This is a genomic window from Paenarthrobacter sp. AR 02 (genome assembly GCF_021538675.1).
Lineage (GTDB): Bacteria > Actinomycetota > Actinomycetes > Actinomycetales > Micrococcaceae > Arthrobacter.
On sequence record NZ_JAJUKH010000014.1, the window covers coordinates 66465 to 87820 of the forward strand.

A 21356-nucleotide genomic window follows, 5' to 3' on the forward strand; every position below is an offset into this window, starting at 1 on the left:
AGATATTTTTTCCCTCAAGGCGTAACCCCTGACGCCGCGCGTCCTACGGCACTGATTTGTTGCGCGCGGGTTGTCGGCAGGAGGGGCCCCGTCTATTGAGCGGCAGCTACGAGTGCCGTGAACACCCGTTCGGGTTCTTCTGCGATGCGGTTCAGGACGTACAACCACCATTGATCGCCAAAGATCGAATATTCCCGCGTGGTGTAGCCGTCCTTGTGCAATTGGTCCAAGGTGGCGGTGCCCAGCCCGAGCAGCATTTCGAATTCCACGTCCGGCCGACTGATCAGGTCCGGGTGCTCTGTTGTGAGTTTTCCGATAAGTGCTGCGTCGTGGGTTGCGATGGACAGCGCGTGTCCAGCCTCCAGGATGCGGCCCGCCAAACGGAGGTATGCGTCCTGTAGCTCGCTGCTCCCACGCTGGTAGGCCCGGTCGGCCGGTTCGAGGAAGGCTCCCTTGACCAACCGGATGACGCCCGGGCGTTCCAGCAGACGTTCCAGGTCGGCTGCACTACGGTGCATGCGAGCTTGGATGGTGATCCCCACTGGCAGTTCCTCCGCGATGAGGGCGTCATAGGTGTCCAGGACCAGGTCGGTACGGTCCGAGCCCTCCGCGGAGATCATGAGCGAAGTGCCCAACGGCGCGAGAGCTTTGGCCATCGCGCGGACGTTCTCCATTGCCAGATCCTGGCCCAGGAGCAGCCCAACGTGGGAGAGGTCGAAAGAAACGGTGCTTGCAATTTTTGCTTCCCGAAGTGCGCTGATCAGCTCCAGGAAGACGGTTGCTTCATGGCGGGCCAGGTCGGCATCGCGGACGCTTTCACCGGCGTATTCGATACTGACCAGGTGCCCGCGTGACATCGAGCGCTGAGCTGCCTCCACGGCGTCGGCCACGGTGTCGCCAGCCGAGTACTGGCGTGCGATCCTGGAGGCAACGGGTGCCAGCAGGGGCGAGGCCATCACCTTTTCCTTCAGATCTTCGTCCAGCGCCCAAGCTCGCAGCACATCCGCTGCTGCTTCACGATCACTCCCGTTCACTGCTCTCCCATTCGTTGCGGTATTCCGTAGTCGGCACTACCGTATTACAGCCAGTGCCGTGGCAAAGGAGGCTGGATGCACCACCGGGCTGGTGTTCCATACTTTCCCCACGAAGCGTCGCCTTCTTGTCCATGCGCGCAAGACACTGACCGAACGCGCCGTTGCCCGGCTTGAAGAGGTAGAGGCCAACGCACCGGACCCTCTCGCCGCCCTCCAGGATGTCGTTCGCGCCCTGCCCGCAGGTCTCCGTGGCGCCAGCGACGAAGCGCGGGTCTGGGTCAGTTTCCTGGCTGCGGCCGTTGCTGATGAGGACATCGCGGAACATCACCGGCAGGGCAACCGGATGTTGCTGCGCCGCATTGAACGGCTGGCTGCGGCAGCACGACCAGACTGGACCCACGACGACGTCACGTCCTTTGCGGTGGACGTTTCGGCGTTGAGCGAGGGACTTAACGCAGTGTCGCTGCTTGACAACGAGAGCTATTCCACTGAGCAGCAGGAGAGGTCCATCGACCGACTCTTGGAACGCACTAGACTTTGAGCTCACTCAGGCTGGGCAACGGAGGCCGGACAGCTTCCATTGTTGAACACTTCGAAAGGGAACCGCATTTGGCTTCTTCGACCACTATCAGCACGCAACGCAACGGTTCGTTTGCCATCTTCATCGGATTCGTCGTCATTGCAATCCAGTCCTTCCTGACCGGCTCATTTGTCCTTTGGCCGCTGGTTGTTGGCTCGCTTCTCGTGTTCATGGGTTGTTGCCTGAGGATTGAATCTGCCATCCTTCAGTCCCGGACGGAGGCTCCCGCTGCGGATGCGCAGCAGGCCAGAGAGCCCCGGACTTCGTCATCCTCCGAGGTTCCTGTGATGGAATAGCAAGGTGGCGCCGGATTGGTCCGCGCCGCTCGGCCGGGGCGTCCTGGCGCGGGACGGGTGCCACGGTCTGCATTCCCGTTCCCGGAGAGGAAGCCCGTAATGACGCACTTGGACGGTGCTGCAGTGGCGCCCCAAGAGCGCCGTCGTTTGGGCCAGCTCGTGGCCAGCGTCGCCGGTGCCCCGGTCAGCATTTGCTGCGTCCTTCTTATCGGGATTTTGGCAGCAGTTTTTGGTGGGTTCGGTGACGGTTCGCGGGTACCCCTGGGCGCGACAGCGCGGTCTTTCCCCGAGCATTGGTGGGTGCTGCTGAGTTCGGCTTTCTGGGCTCGCAACCCGACAAGTGCCGTGATCGGAATACTGCTGTTGTTGGGAGTAGGCGTCCCGGTGGAACGCCGCATCGGCAGCCGCCGGTTCGCCGTGGCTGCGGCCGCGGGCCATGTGGTGGGAGTTGCTGCCGCGATGGGGTTCGTGGCCGTGGCGGCTGGCGTGATGGGGGATTGGGTTGGCCAAATTGGTGGAAACGCTTTTGCCGGCCCCAGCGCGTTGGTTTGCGCCGTCCTGATGGCGTCCACCGCATCCATGACGACGCTATGGCGGCGCCGAATACGATTGGGCGTGTTTGCCCTGCTCCTGCTGCTGGCTTTGTACAACGGTGGTTTCGCCGACTTGGTACGGCTCTTCGCCGCTACCGTGGGAGCTCTTGTAGGACCAGTACTCTCGGGACGTAGACCGGTAACGCCGCATCCTGTAAGTTCCCGGCATGAACGCCGGGTGCTGATTGCGCTCCTCGTCGCTGTAACGGCCATCGGGCCGGTCGTAGCCGGGCTGGCGCCCCACGCGGTAGGTCCTTTGTCGGTTCTTCGCTTTCTCTTGACCAACCTCCAACCGGTGGACCCTGAGACATTGCAGACGCTTTGCGCGTACCCCGCCCTGGCCAGGGACTGTGCTGCCGCTGGTTTGCAATTGCGGGCCGGAGCGGGCGGCACTTTCATGGCGGTCCTTCCGTCGTTCCTGCTGCTCTTGTTTGCCGACGGGTTGCGTCGCGGACGCCGGTTCGCTTGGGCGGGAACCCTGCTCATTCAAGCAGCACTTTCCGCCATGGCTGTGGCTACCATCGTTGCGGTTTTGCAGCCCTCAGCTCCGGATACCGCTGCAGCAGAGAGTATGACTGCTGTGGATGGCGCCGGTTATGGCCATCCGTTTGCCCTTGTTCTGCCGTTGTTGCTGCCCCTGCTGCTCGCGGTGCTTCTGCTGACCCGACGAAAACTGTTTACAGTCCGCGCTCCGAGGGGGACCTACCTCCGTCTGGCTGTTTTCGTCGTGGGGCTGGCGGCGGTCCTGGCCTTGACATACGTGGCTGCGACGTCGGCCATGGCCCAGGATTTCAATCCGCAGCCCGGGTTGGCCGGGATTCTGGCTGACATCCCTGACCGGTTCCTGCCTCTGGGTTATATGTTCGACCTGACTCCGGCGTTCGTACCAATGAGCCCCGGAGCGGTGGCTGTGTACGAGGGTGTGGGCATCGTTTTCTGGGCCGTGACGGGAGCCGCGCTGCTCCGGACCTTCCTCAGGCCGGCCCATAACCGGCACAGCCTGGACGAAGATCGGGCACGGGCCATCATCAAAACCCAGAACGGGGGAACGTTGTCGTGGATGACCACCTGGCCGGGGAACAGGTACTGGTTCACTTCGGACGGACACAGTTTCGTGGCCTATCGCGTGATCGGCGGTGTGGCCCTGACACTGGGCCCACCGGTCGGCCCCATAGAGGACCAGCAAAAAACGTTCGACGAATTCTCGGTCCACGCAGCCGCGAACGGCTGGAGCCCTTGCTTCTATTCCGTGCCGCAGGACGTGAAAGACCATGCCACCGCCAGGGGTTGGGCGGGTGTCCCGGTCGCCCAGGAAACCATCCTCGACCTGGACCAGGTCACCTTCAAAGGAAAGAAGTTCCAGGACATCCGGACGGCAATGAACAACGCCGCGAAAGCCGGTGTCCAGGCTCAATGGACTACGTACAACGCCGCGCCACGAGGCGTCCAAGCACAAATCCAGGAGATCTCCGAAGAGTGGGTCGCGGACAAAAAGATCCCCGAAATGGGTTTCACACTCGGAAGCCTTGATGAGCTCGACGATCCCGAAGTTCGTTGTCTTGTGGCCATTGATAAGGACAAGAGAGTGCACGCAGTGACCTCATGGCTCCCTGTCTACAGTGACGGCGTCGTTGTCGGCTGGACGTTGGATGTGATCCGCAGGCGAAGCACGGCCATGCGCGCCAGCGCCGAGTTCCTCATAGCCTCCGCAGCCGTCACGTTGCGGGACGAAGGATACGCGTTCATCAGCCTGTCGGGAGCCCCGCTGGCGCCACCCCCACCCAGTGACGGCGGGACTGGACCGGACCCCTCCCCGAACGCCATGGACAGGTTCCTTGAAGGACTCGGATCCACCCTTGAACCCATCTATGGATTCCGCTCATTGCTTGGCTTCAAGTCCAAATTCCAGCCCCGGTACGTTCCGCTGTACATGGTTTATCCCGATCCGGCCGCGTTGCCGACCATCGGCAGCGCCGTTACCCGCGCCTACCTGCCGGAGGTGGGCTTCGAACAGGGGCTCTCGCTCGCCCGGACTCTTCTGCAGTCGGTCCTTTCCCGGGTGCGACGGTCCCGGCGTTCGCGGCCATGACGCGGCTTGATTGTCCCGCGCATTGCCCCGTGGCGATGGCCGTCCCTCTATAGGCTGGGCGGATGACAACTGTGGCCTTCTGGGGCACCATTCTCGGCGTCGTCCTCCTCGCAGCAGTGACGTGGGGAGTCCTTGGCGGGTACGGAGTGCCCCATCGGTGGGCTCCGGCGATGGCGATCCTGCGAGGGGCAGTCCAGCTCGCGGCCATCAGTGTCATTCTCAGCGGTGTGATCACCAACCCCACGTTCGTTGCTTTGGCGCTCTTGGTCATGTTCAGCGTCGCGGGGATAACTGCTGCCCGGCGTCTTGGCTGGAACTGGCGAAACCTTCGTCGTGTTGGGGCCTCCATGAGTTTGGGGATCGGGGTCAGCATGGGCATCATTTTCGCCTCTGGCGCGATCGAGTTGACCCCTCGCTATGCGCTGGCCATCGGTGGGATCATCATCGGCAATTCAATGACCACGGCGGTCTTGGCCGGTCGCCGATTCACCGGGGCGGTCAATGACCACTGGGAGGAAGTTGAGGGGTGGCTGGCGTTGGGTGCGACTCCCCGTCAAGCCACGTTGGACTTGGCCCGCGGCGCCGTATATTCCGCTTTGATTCCTTCGATTGACCAGACCAAGACAACGGGTTTGGTGACTCTGCCGGGTGCTTTTGTCGGTGCCATTTTCGGCGGTGTCTCGCCGCTGGAAGCAGGACGGTTCCAGATTGTGGTCCTGGCGGGGATCATGGCCACCGGCGCAATCACCGCAGTCTCGGTCGTCGCTTCCCGTGCGAACGTCCGTACACGTCCTGCTCCATTGGATCGATGAACAGATTGGGGAATGGTCTTACCAACTCTCATTGCTAAGACCGCTCTCACGCAGTTATTCTTCGACTGTGGAGCCGGCTCAGGAGGGCCTTTCCATCTGCCTCCGTAGCTGGCCCGGCGCTTCACGCGGCTAACTGCCGCCGTCAGGGTTTCACCCGTTCTGAACGCATGGTCTCCGCCCGATGGGTGATGCGTTTCCTTGCGAACCGTCAGGAGAGCAACGTGTGACCAACCATGCAACGCATCTTTTCCTCCCGGGCGCTCGTTCTGCTGGCGAGCTTCTCCCTTGCCGTTGCAGGCTCTGTCCTGGGTCTGCTCCCCGCTGCCGGGCCCGCAGCGGCTGCCGTTCCGCTGGCAACTGACCGGATTGTCAGCACGCACCAGAGCACCCCTTCGACGCGGATCGTCTCGCCTGCCTTCACTACAAGCCAGCCGAATGAACTCCTCGTTGCATTCCTGATGTCCGATGGGCCGAAAACCACTGGGGGAGAGTCCTTTGTGTCCGTCGCCGGTGGCGGCCTCTCCTGGCGGCTACGCAAACGCACCAACACCCAGTGGGGCACGGCTGAGATCTGGCAAGCCGTAGCACCGAACCTGCTAACGAACGCAACGGTCACCGCCACCAACGCGGGCTCGTTCCAGTCCTCAATGACGGTGGTCACCTTCGCCGGCGCCGATGTGGCGACTGACGGCGCCGTCGGAACAGGGAATGCCACCACAGGGGCTCCAAACGCTTCCCTGACCACAACCCGGGCGGGCTCGTGGGTGTGGGGACTGGGAAACGACTGGGACAAAGCCGTTGCCCGCACTGTTGGCGCCGGCCAGACCAAGGTCGATGAGTACCTGTCAAACCAAGGCGATTCTTTCTGGGTCCAGCGCCAAACTGCTGTGACGGCCCAAGCGCCCCCTGCCGTCGTGGCAATCAATGACACGGCACCGACGACTGACCGGTGGAACCTCTCCGTCATCGAAATTCTTCCGGCCGCGCCAGCAACCGGAGACACCACTCCGCCCGTGATTTCGGGTGTGTCAGCCGGCACACCGAGTACGAGTGGCGCAACCATCACCTGGACTACGGACGAGGCTTCCAGCACGCAGGTGGAATACGGCACGACTGCGACTTACGGCCAAAACACAGTTCAAGATCCCACGCTTCAGACCACCCACTCGGCGGCATTGTCCGGGCTGTCGGCGGGCACCCTCTACCACTACAGGGTGAAATCCGCGGACGCTGCGGGCAACCTCGCCGTCTCGGGCGATGCGGCCTTCACCACGGCCGGCTCCGGCACGGACCCGTCCGTGGTTGGCTCGTGGGGACCTGTCGTGGCTTGGCCTGAGGTGTCCATCCACGCAGCGCTGACGCCCACGGGCAAGGTCCTTACCTGGCAGGGCGACTTCTCCCAAGGCGGCCAGCAATACCTCCTCGATCCCGTGACAGGTAACTACACCCAGGTGCCCAGCGCAGCAGTTGACCTCTTCTGCGCAGGGCAGGCGGTCCTGCCCGACGGACGTATCCTCGTCGTCGGTGGGACGGCGACAAGCGGCGGGCTGGGGATCCGCGATGTCACGGCGTTCGACCCCACCACGGAAACCTGGCAAAGCCTGGCCCCCATGAACCACCCACGGTGGTATCCGACGGCGACGACGTTGGCTGACGGCCGGGTCCTGGTGACCTCGGGTGCGAACACCAACTCGACAGACATCGTGACCATCCCGGAGGTCTATTCACCCACCACGAACTCCTGGACCGACCTGCCGGGAGCGAACCGGAATATTCCGTACTACCCCTTCATCTATCAGTTGCCCGACGGCCGCATCCTCCAGGCCGGAGCCTCTGAACAAGCTACATCGAGCCTTGCCCTCAACATCTCCACGCAGCAATGGACCACCGTAGACGCCCGCGTCCTGGACGCCGCTTCGATCGCGAACTACGCGCCGGGCAAGTTCATCAAGGCCGGATCTGCCGCAGACGGCGGATTCACGGGCCAGTCCAGCAATACCGCCTACACCCTGGACATGAACGCGCAAAGCCCAGCCTGGCAGGCGACAGCGTCGATGGCGTTCCCGCGCAGCTTCGTGAATTTGACGAACTTGCCCGATGGCACTGTCCTTGCGACAGGAGGGGGGACCGACCAATCGGGCCAGGACATCAGCAAGGCCGTGATGCCGGCCGAGATCTGGCAACCGACCGCCGGAACGTGGAGCACCGTGGCACCGATGTCGGTTCCCCGCCTCTACCACTCGGTGGCCGTCCTGCTTCCGGACGGCAGGGTGTTCGTATCAGGCAGCGGCGGCGATACAGGCGTTGCGGACCAGAAGAGCTATCAGATCTACTCGCCGCCATACCTTTTCAAAGGTCCGCGGCCGAGCCTATCCAGCGTACCGGGCAGTGCCCAGTACAGTTCGACGGCGTTCATCGGCACCCCTGATGGGGGGCGGATTCAATCCGTGTCACTGATCAAGACGGGATCCGTGACCCATGCCTTCGACCAGAACGCGGTAGCCATGAACCTGGGCTTCTCGCAGGCCGCCGGTGGACTCAACGTCCAAATGCCGGCCAACGGCAACTACGCCCCTCCGGGGTATTACCTGCTCTCGATCGTTGACGGCAATGGCGTTCCGTCCACGGCCGCAATGATCCGATTGTCAGCGCCGAGCCAGGACACCACCCCTCCAACTGCTCCGACGAACCTGGCTGCGTCAGCATCTGCGGGACAGATCGCCTTGACGTGGACGGCCGGCACGGACAACGTAGGGGTCACCTCTTACCGGGTCTCGCGCGACGGAACAGTAGTCGGGAACCCGGTGTCCATCAGTTACAGCGACACTTCGGTGCTCGCCGGGACGACGTACACCTATACGGTCGCCGCCGTCGACGCGGCAGGCAACGTCAGTCCGCCGTCGAACACTGCAACGGCGCAAGCCGTTGCTGCGGGCAGTGGAATCACGGTCGACAAAATCGTCTCCGTCCACCAAGGAACCAGTACGTCGACGATCAGCGCTCCGGGTGTGACAACCACGGGCTCCAATGAACTCCTCCTTGCCTTCATCAGTTCAGACGGTCCGAACTCCGCGAATTCGGCAAGCATCAGTGCCGTCTCCGGCGGAGGGCTCAGCTGGACACTCCGACAAAGGTCCAATGCACAGCCAGGGACCGCGGAAATCTGGCAGGCCGTCGCCCCCGGACCGCTCTCGAATGCGACAGTCACCGCCACGCAGGCCTCGGGAAGCTGGCAGGCCGCCATGTCGGTTGTCGCCCTCCGCGGAGCGGATATCACGACGGGCGCAACACTGGGCGCAAACGCCGCCTCCGGCGCGCCAACTGCCACCCTCACCACCACGGGGGCCGGCTCCTGGGTCTGGGGCGTCGGTACGGACTGGTCCAACCCGATAGCCCGCACGGCAGGGTCCAATCAGACCCTCGTCGACCAGTACCTGGCGCCAGCGGGCGACTCCTACTGGGTTCAGCGCCAGAACTCCGCCACCCCAAGCAACGGCACGGCTGTGACGATCAACGACACCTCACCGACAACGGACCGTTGGAACCTCGCTCTCATAGAGATTCGTGCCGCACCATAACCGCCGGACTCCGGTGCCCGATCACGTGGATTCGGTGCGCTTCAGTGCCATCCAGGCTTGAAAACCGCCGATGAGGTCTGTCGCCTGGGCCAGCCCCAACCGTTGCAGGTTGTGTGCGGCCAGGCTGGAACTGTAGCCCTCATTGCAGACGACCACGATCCGCCGGGCGGCATCCCCGGCGCCCGGGATACGGTGCGGGCTGGATGGATCGAGTCGCCATTCGAGAACGTTCCGGTCGATGACCACCGCTCCCGGGAGCTCACCGTCCCGGTCCCGTTGATCGACCGGCCGTGTATCAACAACCAGGGCGCCCTCCTCGATCTCCCGCTCAAGATCCCCAGCGTGAACCCGGTCCAATCCAAGGCGGCTCTCAGCGAGTAACTGGTCAATCGTCAGAGGCCCGGGGACGAAGGTTGGGGCCAAACCCCCCGGGCCCGATGCATGTTCGTCGTCGGGAATATCCCGCTGCGTCATGGTCTACCTCCAATTGCTGCCGTCCGGTGCGCCTTCCACCATTAAACGAAACACTGCGGAAAAGGGTTAGCGGCGCCGGGGTGTTGGTCCTGTTGCTGCCGCAGTGGTTTGGGCTATGCTCCAGAAATGGTGCCGAGAAGTTTTCTTCAATGGCCGGTCGTCCGTCAACTGAGTACGGGCGACCTGTTTGGCCGTGGGCCTGCGGTCACATCGGCCAAGACCGAAGCAATAACTGCGCGAACAACCACTGCTGACCGGGTGGTCCAAAGCATCTGCCCGTACTGCGCGGTAGGGTGTGGCCAGCGCGTCTATGTCAAGGACGAGAAAGTTGTCCAGATCGAGGGCGACCCGGATTCGCCCATCTCCCGCGGCCGTTTGTGCCCCAAGGGTTCCGCCAGTGAACAGCTGGTCAACTCGCCCGGCCGCCAGACCAAAGTACTTTACCGGGCACCCCGGTCCACCGAGTGGGAACGCCTGGACCTGGGTACCGCCGTCGAGATGATCGCGGACAGGTTCATCGAGACACGCCGCAGGACATGGCAGCAGAACGACAGTGAGGGCCGACTGCTGCGCCGCACCATGGGCATAGCTTCACTGGGCGGCGCCACCTTGGACAACGAAGAAAACTACCTCATCAAGAAGCTGTTCACGGCTGCGGGGGCGGTGCAGGTCGAGAACCAGGCCCGCATATGACACTCTGCCACGGTTCCCAGTTTGGGAGCCTCATTTGGACGCGGTGGTGCGACGCAATCACTGCAGGACATGGCCAACGCCGACTGCATTGTCATCCAGGGTTCCAATATGGCCGAATGTCATCCCGTGGGTTATCAGTGGGTAGCGGAGGCGAAGGCCCGGGGAGCAAAAGTCATCCACGTTGACCCACGGTTCACGCGGACCTCGGCGGTCTCCGATAAGCACATTCCCATCCGGGCAGGCTCTGATGTTGTGCTCTTGGGTGCCCTGATCAACTACGTCATCTCCAACGACCTTTGGTTTAAGGAGTACGTGGGCGCATACACCAATGCGGCAACACTGGTGCATGACGATTACCGTGATGCCGAAGACCTCGGCGGGTTGTTCTCCGGCTTCGATGCCGGGAAGGGCGCCTACGATACCTCATCGTGGGGGTATGCCGAACGGGGGGAGGGAGCCATTGACGAACCCGGTCCCGGTTCCGAACACGGCGCCGACGCGACCGCCCGGGCCGCCGGTCACAGCTATGGCAGCGGTGGACCGCCCTTGGAGCATGCAGAGGTTCAGCGCGACGACAGCCTGCAAGATCCCCGGACTGTCTTCCAGATTGTGAAGCGGCATTATGCCCGCTACACCGCGGAGATGGTGCAGGACATGTGCGGCATCAGCGTGGCGGACTTCGAGTATCTGGTGCGCGCCATCACGGACAACTCGGGACGCGACCGGACCACGTGTTTCGCCTACGCCGTGGGTTGGACCCAGCACTCCCTGGGCGCACAGTTCATCCGGGCCGCCGCCATCCTGCAACTCCTGCTTGGAAATATGGGGCGCCCGGGCGGCGGGATCATGGCCTTGCGTGGCCATGCCAGCATCCAGGGCTCCACGGACATTCCAACCCTGTTCAACCTGCTTCCCGGGTATCTGCCGATGCCCAGCGCGGGTCGCCACGACAGCCTCGACGAGTATCTGGCAACGATTGGGTCCAAACAACAAAAGGGCTACTGGGCGAACGCCGATGCATACACCATCAGCCTGCTTAAAGCGTGGTGGGGCGAGGCAGCGAACGCGGACAACGACTGGGCCTATGACTATCTTCCCCGGCTGACGGGAGCACACGGCACCTACGAAACAGTCATGGGCATGCTGGACGACGAAGTGGAAGGCTACTTCCTTCTCGGACAAAATCCCGCAGTAGGTTCGGCCCACGGCCGCATGCAACGCCTGGCGATGGCGCACTTGAAGTGGATGGTGGTTCGCGACCTGAACCTCATCGAGTCGGCGACCTGGTGGAAGGACGGTCCGGAGATCGAATCGGGGGAGTTGCGCACCGAGGACATCGAAACGGAGGTGTTCTTCCTTCCGGCCGCAACGCATGTGGAGAAGGCGGGGTCTTTTACGCAGACCCAGAGGCTGCTCCAGTGGCGGCACAAGGCTGTGGCACCGCCAGGTGAATGCCAGAGCGAGCTGCAGTTCTTCTTTGAACTCGGCCAACGGATCCGGGAAAAGCTCGCCGATTCCGACGACGAACGGGACCGGCCGCTGCTGGACCTGACGTGGGACTATCCCACGGACAAACACGGTGATCCGGACCCCGAAGCGGTACTTGCGGAGATTAACGGCCGTCACCTTGATGGCCCCGACGCGGGCGCACCACTCTCCGCCTACACCGAACTTCGTGCCGACGGTTCCACGGCGGCAGGCTGCTGGATCTACACCGGTGTGTATGCCGACGGCGTCAACCACGCCGCCAACCGCAAACCGGGCCAGGAACAGGGCCCGGCCGCCTCGGAATGGGGCTGGGCATGGCCGGCCAACCGCAGGATCCTCTATAACCGGGCATCTGCGGACCCCGCGGGTAAACCGTGGAGCGAGCGCAAAAAATACATCTGGTGGGATCAGGACCAAGGCAAGTGGATTGGGGACGATGTGCCCGACTTCCCGGTTGACCGTGCGCCAGGGAGCCATCCCGACCCCTCCGTCGGCGGCCCTGAAGCACTGAGCGGAGACGATCCCTTCATCATGCAGGCCGACGGCAAGGGCTGGCTTTTCGCCCCCAAAGGACTCTTGGACGGCCCCCTGCCTACCCACTACGAGGCTCAGGAATCGCCGGTGGCCAACGCGCTCTACCCGCAGCAGCAAAGCCCCGCCCGGTTGGTGTTCCCCCGCGCGGACAACCCGAGTGCGCCGAGCGCCGGGACCAAGGGCGCCGACATCTATCCTTACGTGTTCACCACATACCGCCTCACTGAGCACCACACGGCGGGCGGGATGAGCCGGTGGCTGCCCTACCTGTCCGAACTGCAACCGGAGATGTTCTGCGAGGTCTCGCCTGAACTTGCGACTGAACGGGGACTGGAACCTTACGGCTGGGCCACGATCATTTCGCCGCGCTCCGCCATCGAGGCGAAGGTGCTGGTTACCGATCGGATGGTGCCCCTCAAGGTCGGTGGCCACACGGTGCATCAGATCGGGCTGCCCTACCACTGGGGCGTCGGAAACAACGCCGTCGTGAGCGGTGATGCGGCCAATGATCTGCTGGGCGTAACCCTGGATCCGAATGTCCAGATCCAGGAATCAAAGGTTGCCTCGTGCGACATCCGCCCCGGGCGCCGGCCCCGCGGCGAGGAACTCCTCGCCCTGGTTGCCGAATACCGGGAGCGGGCAGGAGTGACCATGGAGACCGGCAACGCCGCCGTGACAAACCCGTCGGCCGAAGGCGTCGACCCGACATTGGAGGACTAGATGGGCCAGTTGTCCGGACCGACCGACCCCACCACCGATGCCCATTGGGAGCACAACCATCCACGCAAGGGGTTCTTCACCGACACCTCCATTTGTATCGGTTGCAAGGCCTGCGAAGTCGCCTGCAAGGAGTGGAACCACAACCCGCAGGACGGGAACCTGGAACTCCTCGGGTCCTCTTACGACAACACCGGATCACTGGGTGCCAGCACATGGCGACATGTCGCCTTCATCGAGCAGGGCCAGGAACGCATCACCCAAGCAAGAGAGTCCGGCCGCGCCCTGGTCAACCTGGGCATGCCGCGTATCGGTCCTCCCGCGCCGGATTCCAGTGATCCTGCTGAAGCGGACACCACACCGCCGGACACTGCTGACTTCCGGTGGCTGATGTCTTCGGATGTATGCAAGCACTGCACGCACGCCGGTTGCCTTGACGTCTGCCCCACCGGAGCGCTGTTCCGCACCGAGTTTGGGACCGTGGTGGTGCAGGACGACGTCTGCAACGGCTGCGGAACCTGCGTGGCCGGCTGCCCGTTCGGGGTTATCGAGCGCCGCAGCAACGGTACGGTCAAAGTGGCAACCAGCAGGGAAGACCAGCACGACGAACATCCCGCGGTTCCCAATGCAGGCATCGCCCAGAAATGCACGCTGTGCTACGACCGGCTGGTGGATGACCAGACACCCGCCTGCGCCAAAGCCTGCCCGACGACGTCCATCAAGTTTGGTGACCACGACGCCATGGTGGAGACCGCCAAGGAACGCGTGGCCGACCTCCACGCCAAGGGCCTGACGGAAGCCAGGCTGTACGGTGCCAACGAAAACGACGGCGTCGGCGGAACCGGATCGGTCTTCCTCTTGCTGGACGAACCTGAAGTTTATGGACTTCCGCCGGATCCCCGCGTGCCGACTGCAGATCTGCCCACGATGTATCGCCGGGCCGGGCTTGCGGTCGCTGGTATGGCCGCGGCGGCTGCCCTGGCTTTCCTTGGAGGACGCGCGTGACCCTGTCTGAGTTCGACAACCTCCGCCCCTCCGGGCCTGCCCGACGCCGAGGGGCGGACGGCAAACCCGGCACCCGCCGTCGTCGGGAGAACGGTGACGGCTCCCGGGAAATGCCCATGGTTCCGGAAGCTGAATTCACCTCCTACTATGGCCGTCCAGTGGTCAAACCGGCGCCGTGGGGCGAGGACGTCGCTCTTTACTTGTTCCTTGGTGGCGTCGCAGGGGGTTCGGCCCTCCTTGGCCTGGGTGGACAGCTCACCGGGCGGCCGATACTGCGCCGCAATGCCCGGCTGGGTGCCCTGGCAGCACTGAGCCTGGGGGCCGGCGCGTTGGTGAAGGACCTCGGCAGGCCCGAGCGTTTCCTGAATATGCTGCGTACCTTCAAGGTAACTTCGCCGATGAGCGTGGGTTCGTGGATCCTGAGCGCCTTCGGTGCGGGGACCGCCCTCGTGGCGGCCGCCGAGATTGATCGGATGACAGGCTGCCGGATTCCGCTGGGTCCGTTGCGGAAGGCACTGCAGGCTGTTGAGGGGCCCGCGGGGTTTGAGGCGGCGGTGTTCGCGGGTCCGCTTGCGGCGTACACGGCCGTGCTGCTGGGGGACACCGCGACCCCGACGTGGAACGCTGCGCACGAGGAATTGCCGTTTGTCTTCGTGAGTTCTGCCTGCCTGGCATCGGCCGGGCTTGCCATGGTCACCACGCCGGTCCACGAGGCCGGTCCTGCCCGGAAGCTCGCAGTGCTGGGCGTCCTGGGTGATCTGGCAGCAATGAAGGTGATGGAACACCGGATGGATCCTGTGGCCGCGGAGCCGCTGCACCTGGGCAAGGCCGGGACCATGCTCACATGGAGCGAGCGGCTGGCACTCGGTGGTGGGTTGGGAGCCTTACTGGCCGGCCGCAACCGTGCAGTGGCCGCGGCATCGGGGTTTGCGTTGCTTGCCGCCTCAGCGCTCACACGGTTCGGGGTGTTCGAGGCAGGTCTGGCCTCGGCCCGGGATCCGCGCTACACGATTGAGCCGCAGAAGAACCGGCTGGCGGCGCGCCGTGCTGCCGGTGTGTCCGACGACGCGATCACCACAGCCAGGTAGTGCTTCCCCGGCACGTTAGCGGATCTCGATGCCCCGACCCGCCGTGGTGTGGCCAATCACCGGGTACCCGGGCAACTCGCCGATTACCAACAGTCCGCCGGAGGTCTGGGCGTCGGCCAGAAGCAGGAGATCGTCATCAGTGACGGTTCCCGCCGAACCTAGATGTGGCCGCACCCATTCGAGGTTGCGACGGGTTCCGCCGGACACAAAACCGTCCCGCAGGGCTTCCAGCGAACCATCGAGCAGGGGCACCGCCTTGACGTCGATCACCGCCCCAATGCCCGAGGCCCGGACCATCTTGTGCAGGTGGCCCAGCAAGCCAAAACCGGTCACGTCCGTTGCCGCGCGAAGGCCTGCCGCCACTGCGGCCTCGGACGCTTCGCGGTTAAGGGCCGCCATCATCTCTACGGCTTCAGGGAACACCTCGCCAGTCTTCTTATGACGGTTGTTGAGAAGTCCGACGCCGAGCGGCTTGGTCAGCGTGATGGGCAGCCCGGGCCGGGCGGCATCGTTGCGGAGCAGCTGCTCGGGGTGGGCGACGCCGGTCACGGCCATGCCGTACTTCGGCTCCGGATCGTCGATGGAGTGTCCGCCCAGGACGGGACACCCTGCCTGGGATGCGACACTCAGGCCTCCGCGGAGGACTTCGGTCATCACTTCGATCGGCAAAACCTCGCGGGGCCAGCCGATCAGGTTGATGGCCGTGATCGGGCGACCTCCCATGGCGTAGATATCCGAGAGGGCGTTGGCGGCTGCGATCCGGCCCCAGTCAAAAGCGTCGTTGACCACAGGGGTGAAGAAGTCGGCGGTGGAGAGGACTGCAAGGTCCTCGCGCACCAAGACCGCAGCGGCGTCGTCCCCGCTGTCCAAGCCGACCAAAACGTCCGCGCCCGGTTGGCCAATCAGGCCGCGGACAGCATCTTCGAGTTCGCCGGGCGGGATCTTGCACGCGCAACCCCCGCCGTGGGCGTAGTCGGTGAGCCGGAGCGCTCCATGGGTTCCCTGTTCGACGTCGTTTGTTGTGGCCTGGGTCTCATTCACCCGTTCAGCGTACCCTCGTAAGCAACCTGCTATATTGAGGCGCGGTGGCGTCCGGGTCCTGGTGGGCCCCCCGGTCTTCAAAACCGGTGAGGCTGAGCATCTCGGCCTGGCGGGTTCGATTCCCGTCCGCCACCGCCAAAGCACCGCCGTGCAGTTGCCGTGAAGCGAGGAGCCGCCGTGGACCACGTAGATCCCCGCAGAATGATTCCACGTACGAATGACCTGCTTGCGCTGCCGGCCGTCGTCGAAGCTCGCCACCGCTTGAGCGAACACGTCATCCGACGAATCGTTCGCGACGTCCAGGAGCAGGCCCGGCGCGGCGAGCTCCCGCCGTCGGACGTGGAGCCGACCCTGCTGGCCGCCGTCGCTGGACACAAGGCGACGAGCCTGCGCCCCGTCCTGAATGCCACCGGAGTGATCGTCCATACGAACCTCGGGCGCGCGCCCCTTTCCGCTGATGCGGTCGAAGCCGTTGTCACCGCCAGTGGCTACGTCGACGTGGAGCTCGACCTGACGGACGGCAGCCGGTCGCGCCGTGGAGCCGGTGCCAGGAACGCTTTGCTGTCGGCCTGTCCGGCCGCCGAGGACGCACTGGTAGTGAACAATGGAGCGGCGGCGTTGGTACTGGCCACCACGGCGCTCGCCGCCGGCCGCGAAGTGGTGGTCAGTCGTGGGGAATTTGTCGAGATCGGTGCCGGTTTCCGGTTGTCCGACCTGATTGAGTCAACGGGGGCAAGGCTTCGCGAAGTAGGCACCACGAACAGGACCCACCTGCGCGATTATGAGGGTGCCCTCAGCCCGGACACCGGTTGCGTGCTCAAGGTGCACCCGAGCAACTTCCGGGTGGAGGGATTCACCTCGACAGTAGCGCTGGAGGACCTGGGCACGGTTACAAGGGCAAACGCAGTCCCGCTTGTGGCCGACCTCGGCAGCGGGCTGCTGGCCCCCGATTCGCACCTGCCCGATGAACCCGATGTTGCTTCGGCTTTGGCGGCCGGGGCCGACGTCGTCATCGCCAGCGGTGACAAACTTTTGGGCGGCCCCCAAGCAGGATTGCTGCTGGGCCGCAGGGAGACCATTGAACGGTTGGCACGCCATCCGCTGGCGCGCGCCGTTCGTGCAGACAAGCTCGCTCTCGCCGCCCTCGAGGCGACTCTTGCGGGCGGACCACCACCGGTTGTCCAGGCACTGCACGCCGACGTCGGGCAACTGCGGCGCCGCACGGACGCGCTGGCAGAAGCGCTCGGAGTGCCGGTCGTGGCCCACGATGGCAGGGTTGGCGGTGGGGGCGCTCCCGGGTTTCCCTTGCCAGGATGGGCGCTCCAGCTACCTGAGGGCCTCGCAGTCCATCTGCGCATAGGCGATCCGGCCGTGCTGCCGCGCGTCCACGATGGATCGTGCCTGGTCGACCTGCGCTGCATTCCCGTGCAGGATGACCACCGGGTCCTCGAGGCCATACAGCGTGCGCTCACACTCCTTCCTGGTCGCGACGCGGGCGGAGTCGGCTAAACAGTGCACGTCATCGCAACCGCCGGACACGTCGATTCCGGCAAGAGCACCTTGGTCCGCGCCCTCACCGGCATGGAACCGGACCGCTGGGAAGAGGAGCGCCGCCGTGGGCTGACCATCGACCTGGGTTATGCATGGACCACTTTGCCCTCCGGTCAGGAGGTGGCCTTCGTGGACGTACCCGGCCACGAGCGCTTCCTCGGGAACATGCTCGCGGGAATCGGGCCGGCGCCGGTGGTCTGCTTCGTCGTTGCTGCTGACGAAGGCTGGCAGGCGCAATCCAGCGACCACCGCGATGCAGTTGCTGCCCTCGGCATCCACAACGGGGTCGTGGTCCTGAGCCGTGCGGACAGGGCATCCGCCGCGCGGATCTCAGAAGTCCTCTCCAAAACCCGTATCGAGTTGGCTGCAACAGGTCTGCAGGATGCGCCCGCAGTAGCAGTTTCCGCCATTGACGGGACTGGCCTGGATGATTTGCGTGCCGCGCTCGGCGGTGTCCTGGCGCGGGTGCCTGCTCCTCCAGTGACTGGGCGGGTTCGGTTGTGGGTGGACCGCTCGTTCACCATCACCGGTTCCGGAACAGTGGTGACCGGTACCCTGGCAGCCGGAACAGTGACCCAGGGAGACGTGCTGGACCTGCTCGGCCACGCCGGTTCCCGGCCCGTCGTCGTCCGTGGCTTGCAGAGCCGTGACACGGCCCGCCCGTCCGTGGAGCCGGTCAGCCGGGTGGCGTTGAATCTTCGCGACGTCGCCGCCACGGACATTCGTCGTGGCGACGCACTGCTTACTCCCGGCGCCTGGCCCACCACTTCGGTTATCGGCATCCAACGCACCACCGGGGTGGAGTACACGGCGACTCCGGAGCAGCTCACTGTGCACGTCGGCACCGCGTCGGTGCCGGCACGGTTGCGTCCCTTTGGGGCTGACCACGCCCGACTCGTCCTCGACAGGGAACTGCCCCTTGTGCTCGGCGACCGCCTCGTATTGCGGGACCCCGGGAGCCGTTCGGTGCTGGGCGGTGCGCGTATCCTCGATGCAAACCCACCTGCCCTGCGGCGACGCGGCGATGGCGCCCGCTGGGCTGAGCGCCTCGCAGGCATGGATCCCGCCGGAGACGTGTTGGGTGAGGTGGCAGCCCGCGGAGCTGTCCAGGTGCAGCAGTTGCACAAGCTTGGGCTCGTGGCCGGCCCCGACGCGGAAGCCCCGCAGGGAGTCAAAGTTTTGAATGGCTGGTGGGTGCATGTCCCGGTTTTCGAGGCATGGCAGCGTCGCCTGCGCGCGTCCGTCGAGCTGTTGCAGGAACGCGATCCCCTGGCCCCGGGTCTTTCCATGGGCGCGGCGCAGGACCTGCTCAAACTCCCTGACGGAAAGCTCCTTTCCCACGTCATTGATGGCGCGGCCCTGGAGCAGGATGGCGGACACATCCACCTGCCCGGCAGCGGGGACAATCTTGGCCCCATCGAGGAGGCCGTCGCCACGCTGGAGGCCAGGATGGGGGCGGACGCATTCCGCGCACCCGAATCCGATGAACTGGCCGCGTTGGGTCTGGGCGCACGCGAACTCGCTGCTGCAGAACGCAAGGGTCGCCTCCTGAGGTTGCGCGACGGTGTAGTGCTGCTCCCGACGGCGCCGGCCCTTGCGATGCGAACGCTTGCCCGCCTTGACCAGCCCTTCACCACGAGCCAGGCACGCCAAGCACTGGACACGACACGCCGGATCGCGGTTCCTTTGCTGGAATATCTCGATTCGCGCGGCTGGACAGTGCGCCTGGACGCAGGGCATCGCAAAGTGGTGCGCTGACCCGCTGCTCCCAAGGTAGGACTCAGCGTCCTAGGAAGAACAGGGACAGGAAAACCTGCTGACCAGGCAGTGCGAAGTGGGTATCGTCGACTCCAGCCGGAACACCCCGCCCGAGATCCGAGGAGAGTTATGCAGTATCGCACACTAGGTAACAGCGGGGCAGTGGTATCGAACTACGCGCTCGGAACAATGACGTTTGGAGTCGAAGCCACGGAGGAAACGTCACACGCCATCCTGGACAACTATGTTGCCGCGGGCGGCAACTTCATCGACACAGCCGACGTTTACAGTGCCGGCACGTCGGAGGAAATCATCGGACGCTGGCTTGCACGCCGGCCGGAGCAACGCGACCTGGTGGTTCTGGCCACCAAGGGACGCTTCCCCATGGGCAAGGCCCCGAACGATGTAGGCACATCCCGCCGGCACCTGACCAAGGCCTTGGACGATTCCCTCCGCCGCCTCGGAGTGGAGCAGATTGATCTTTATCAAATGCATGCATGGGACCCCATCACGCCGCTGGAAGAGACCCTTCGTTTCCTTCACGACGCTGTCAGCAGCGGAAAGATCGCCTACTACGGATTCTCGAACTTCCTCGGATGGCAATTGACCAAGGCTGTCCACGTCGCCAGGGCTCATGGCTGGAACGCACCCGTTACCCTGCAGCCGCAATACAGCCTGCTGGTTCGCGGGATCGAGAGTGAGATCGTGCCGGCGTCCCTCGACGCGAAGATAGGCCTGCTTCCGTGGTCGCCGCTTGGTGGCGGCTGGCTGTCCGGGAAGTACAAGCGCGACGAGCCGCCTGTTGGCGCGACCCGGTTGGGGGAGAACCCCACACGGGGCATGGAAGCATGGCAGGCCCGCAACGATGACCCGCGCACGTGGGACATTGTTGGAGCCGTAGGACAAATTGCCGCTGACCACGGCGTGAGCGCCTCGCAGGTCGCGCTGGCTTGGTTGGCGGATAGGCCAGCCGTAACGTCCGTGATCCTGGGTGCCCGTACTGTTGACCAATTGATGGACAACCTTGCCGCTGCTGAACTTGAACTCACGTCCGACGAAACTGAGCGCCTGACCCATGCCAGCCAGCCGCGCGTCGGGGTTTATCCCTACGGGCCCATGGCCGATGAGCAGCGCAGCCGAAAGATCGAAGGCGGCAGGTAGCGGCGAGGGCCAATACGGCCGGAACTTGTGTTGAAGGCGCGATCAGTTAAGCGTAAAGAAGGTGCGTTCCCGCAGGCCGAGAATCGCCGTCCGGAGCTCCGGGTTGTCCTGGCGAAGGCACCTATGTGACCGACGGCAGACTATATCCGGATCCTACGGCAAGGGAGCAATTCGCTTGTTCAGGGGTTCCGGATCGATAGGCTGGCAACATGCGAAATGACTTTAGTCCTTCAGCGACGGCCCCCGGTGACTTTTACCGGTTTCTGACCGCGGTGGTGGTTCCCCGGCCCATCGCCTGGGTATCGACCGTATCGCCGGAGGGTACTGACAATGTCGCGCCTCATTCGTTTTTCACCTTGGCGTCAACTAAGCCGCCGATTGTGCAGTTCACGTCGGTAGGCGAAAAGGATTCACTTCGGAGCATCATCGGCTCGGGAGAATTCGTGGTCAACCTGGCCCCGGCAGGGCTCTTGGAAGAGGTTAACGCCACCGGCACCAACTTCCCGCCGCATGTCAGTGAGTTTGACGCGGTCGGCCTGACGCGTGAGCCGAGCCGGACTGTGTCCGTACCGCGCGTCAAGGAGTCACCGGCCGTGCTTGAATGCAGACTTCATTCCGTGCTGCCGGTAGGTAACTCAACCCTTGTTTTTGGCGAGGTGACGCATGCCGCCGTTAATGAGGCAGTGCTGGAGGGCAACCACCCGCGGATCGACCTCCTGGAGCCGCTGGCCAGAATGGGCCGGGACGAGTGGGGCACGTTGGGTGCCGTCCAGGACCGGAAGCGGATACGACTCGGGGACTGGCCGGGAGATTTTCGGCCGAAGGCCTAGGGAGAGCCCGCAGCCAGTTCCAGGGAAAGGAAAG

15 protein-coding genes and 1 tRNA gene are annotated in these 21356 nt (G+C 64.1%); 13 read left to right on the forward strand and 3 right to left on the reverse strand.

Going from position 1 to position 21356, the window contains the following annotated elements; translation table 11 throughout:
• Positions 1-92: 92 nt before the first annotated feature.
• The gene (locus LRQ04_RS19410) at positions 93-1034 is read right to left on the reverse strand and encodes a proline dehydrogenase family protein (RefSeq protein ID WP_235521943.1); all 942 of its coding nucleotides are present in this window, start codon (positions 1032-1034) and stop codon (positions 93-95) included.
• A gap of 58 nt (positions 1035-1092) precedes the next feature.
• Here LRQ04_RS19410 and LRQ04_RS19415 point away from each other — a divergent pair, with 58 nt between their 5' ends.
• The 5 genes from LRQ04_RS19415 to LRQ04_RS19435 all read left to right on the forward strand — a co-directional run bounded on the left by LRQ04_RS19415 (position 1093) and on the right by LRQ04_RS19435 (position 8982).
• Positions 1093-1575, forward strand: coding sequence for a TetR family transcriptional regulator C-terminal domain-containing protein (locus LRQ04_RS19415; RefSeq protein ID WP_235521944.1), 483 nt, complete (start codon positions 1093-1095; stop codon positions 1573-1575).
• A gap of 68 nt (positions 1576-1643) precedes the next feature.
• Complete coding sequence (locus LRQ04_RS19420) at positions 1644-1910, forward strand: hypothetical protein (RefSeq protein WP_235521945.1); 267 nt, start codon at positions 1644-1646, stop codon at positions 1908-1910.
• Between the two features lie 99 nt (positions 1911-2009).
• On the forward strand, positions 2010-4592 hold the full coding sequence (locus LRQ04_RS19425) for a bifunctional lysylphosphatidylglycerol flippase/synthetase MprF (RefSeq protein WP_235521946.1): 2583 nt from the start codon (positions 2010-2012) through the stop codon (positions 4590-4592).
• A gap of 62 nt (positions 4593-4654) precedes the next feature.
• Positions 4655-5404, forward strand: a complete 750-nt coding sequence (locus LRQ04_RS19430; protein ID WP_235521947.1) for an ABC transporter permease — start codon at positions 4655-4657, stop codon at positions 5402-5404.
• 233 nt (positions 5405-5637) lie between these two features.
• On the forward strand, positions 5638-8982 hold the full coding sequence (locus LRQ04_RS19435) for a galactose oxidase-like domain-containing protein (protein ID WP_235521948.1): 3345 nt from the start codon (positions 5638-5640) through the stop codon (positions 8980-8982).
• 21 nt (positions 8983-9003) lie between these two features.
• Here LRQ04_RS19435 and LRQ04_RS19440 read toward each other — a convergent pair whose 3' ends face one another.
• On the reverse strand, positions 9004-9456 hold the full coding sequence (locus LRQ04_RS19440; protein ID WP_235521949.1) for a rhodanese-like domain-containing protein: 453 nt from the start codon (positions 9454-9456) through the stop codon (positions 9004-9006).
• Positions 9457-9582: 126 nt separating this feature from the next.
• On the opposite strand from LRQ04_RS19440, the gene fdh reads away from it, so the two are divergent.
• From fdh to nrfD, 3 genes are read left to right on the forward strand one after another with little or no spacing between them, the layout of a single operon-like run.
• Positions 9583-12891 (forward strand): formate dehydrogenase, encoded by a 3309-nt coding sequence (gene fdh / locus LRQ04_RS19445; protein WP_235521950.1) that lies wholly within the window; start codon positions 9583-9585, stop codon positions 12889-12891.
• Entirely contained in the window at positions 12892-13893 is a 1002-nt protein-coding gene (locus LRQ04_RS19450; RefSeq protein WP_235521951.1) for a 4Fe-4S dicluster domain-containing protein, read from the forward strand.
• Positions 13890-14981, forward strand: a complete 1092-nt coding sequence (gene nrfD, locus LRQ04_RS19455; protein WP_235521952.1) for an NrfD/PsrC family molybdoenzyme membrane anchor subunit — start codon at positions 13890-13892, stop codon at positions 14979-14981. The genes LRQ04_RS19450 and nrfD overlap by 4 nt, the downstream gene beginning before the upstream one ends.
• Positions 14982-14996: 15 nt before the next feature.
• Here the strand turns inward: nrfD and selD are convergent, their stop codons facing one another.
• Positions 14997-16022, reverse strand: coding sequence for a selenide, water dikinase SelD (gene selD / locus LRQ04_RS19460; RefSeq protein ID WP_235521953.1), 1026 nt, complete (start codon positions 16020-16022; stop codon positions 14997-14999).
• Positions 16023-16065: 43 nt separating this feature from the next.
• Here selD and LRQ04_RS19465 point away from each other — a divergent pair.
• The 5 genes from LRQ04_RS19465 (at position 16066) to LRQ04_RS19485 (ending at position 21322) form a co-directional block, all read left to right on the forward strand.
• A tRNA-Sec gene (locus tag LRQ04_RS19465) sits at positions 16066-16160 on the forward strand.
• Between the two features lie 39 nt (positions 16161-16199).
• Positions 16200-17531 (forward strand): L-seryl-tRNA(Sec) selenium transferase, encoded by a 1332-nt coding sequence (selA, locus tag LRQ04_RS19470; RefSeq protein WP_235521954.1) that lies wholly within the window; start codon positions 16200-16202, stop codon positions 17529-17531.
• Between the two features lie 3 nt (positions 17532-17534).
• The gene (selB, locus tag LRQ04_RS19475; RefSeq protein WP_235521955.1) at positions 17535-19331 is read left to right on the forward strand and encodes a selenocysteine-specific translation elongation factor; all 1797 of its coding nucleotides are present in this window, start codon (positions 17535-17537) and stop codon (positions 19329-19331) included.
• A 129-nt stretch (positions 19332-19460) separates the two neighbouring features.
• A complete protein-coding gene (locus LRQ04_RS19480) occupies positions 19461-20492 on the forward strand; it encodes an aldo/keto reductase (protein ID WP_235521956.1) in 1032 nt (343 codons plus the stop codon).
• A gap of 209 nt (positions 20493-20701) precedes the next feature.
• Complete coding sequence (locus tag LRQ04_RS19485; protein ID WP_235521957.1) at positions 20702-21322, forward strand: flavin reductase family protein; 621 nt, start codon at positions 20702-20704, stop codon at positions 21320-21322.
• The last annotated feature ends 34 nt before the right edge of the window (positions 21323-21356 follow it).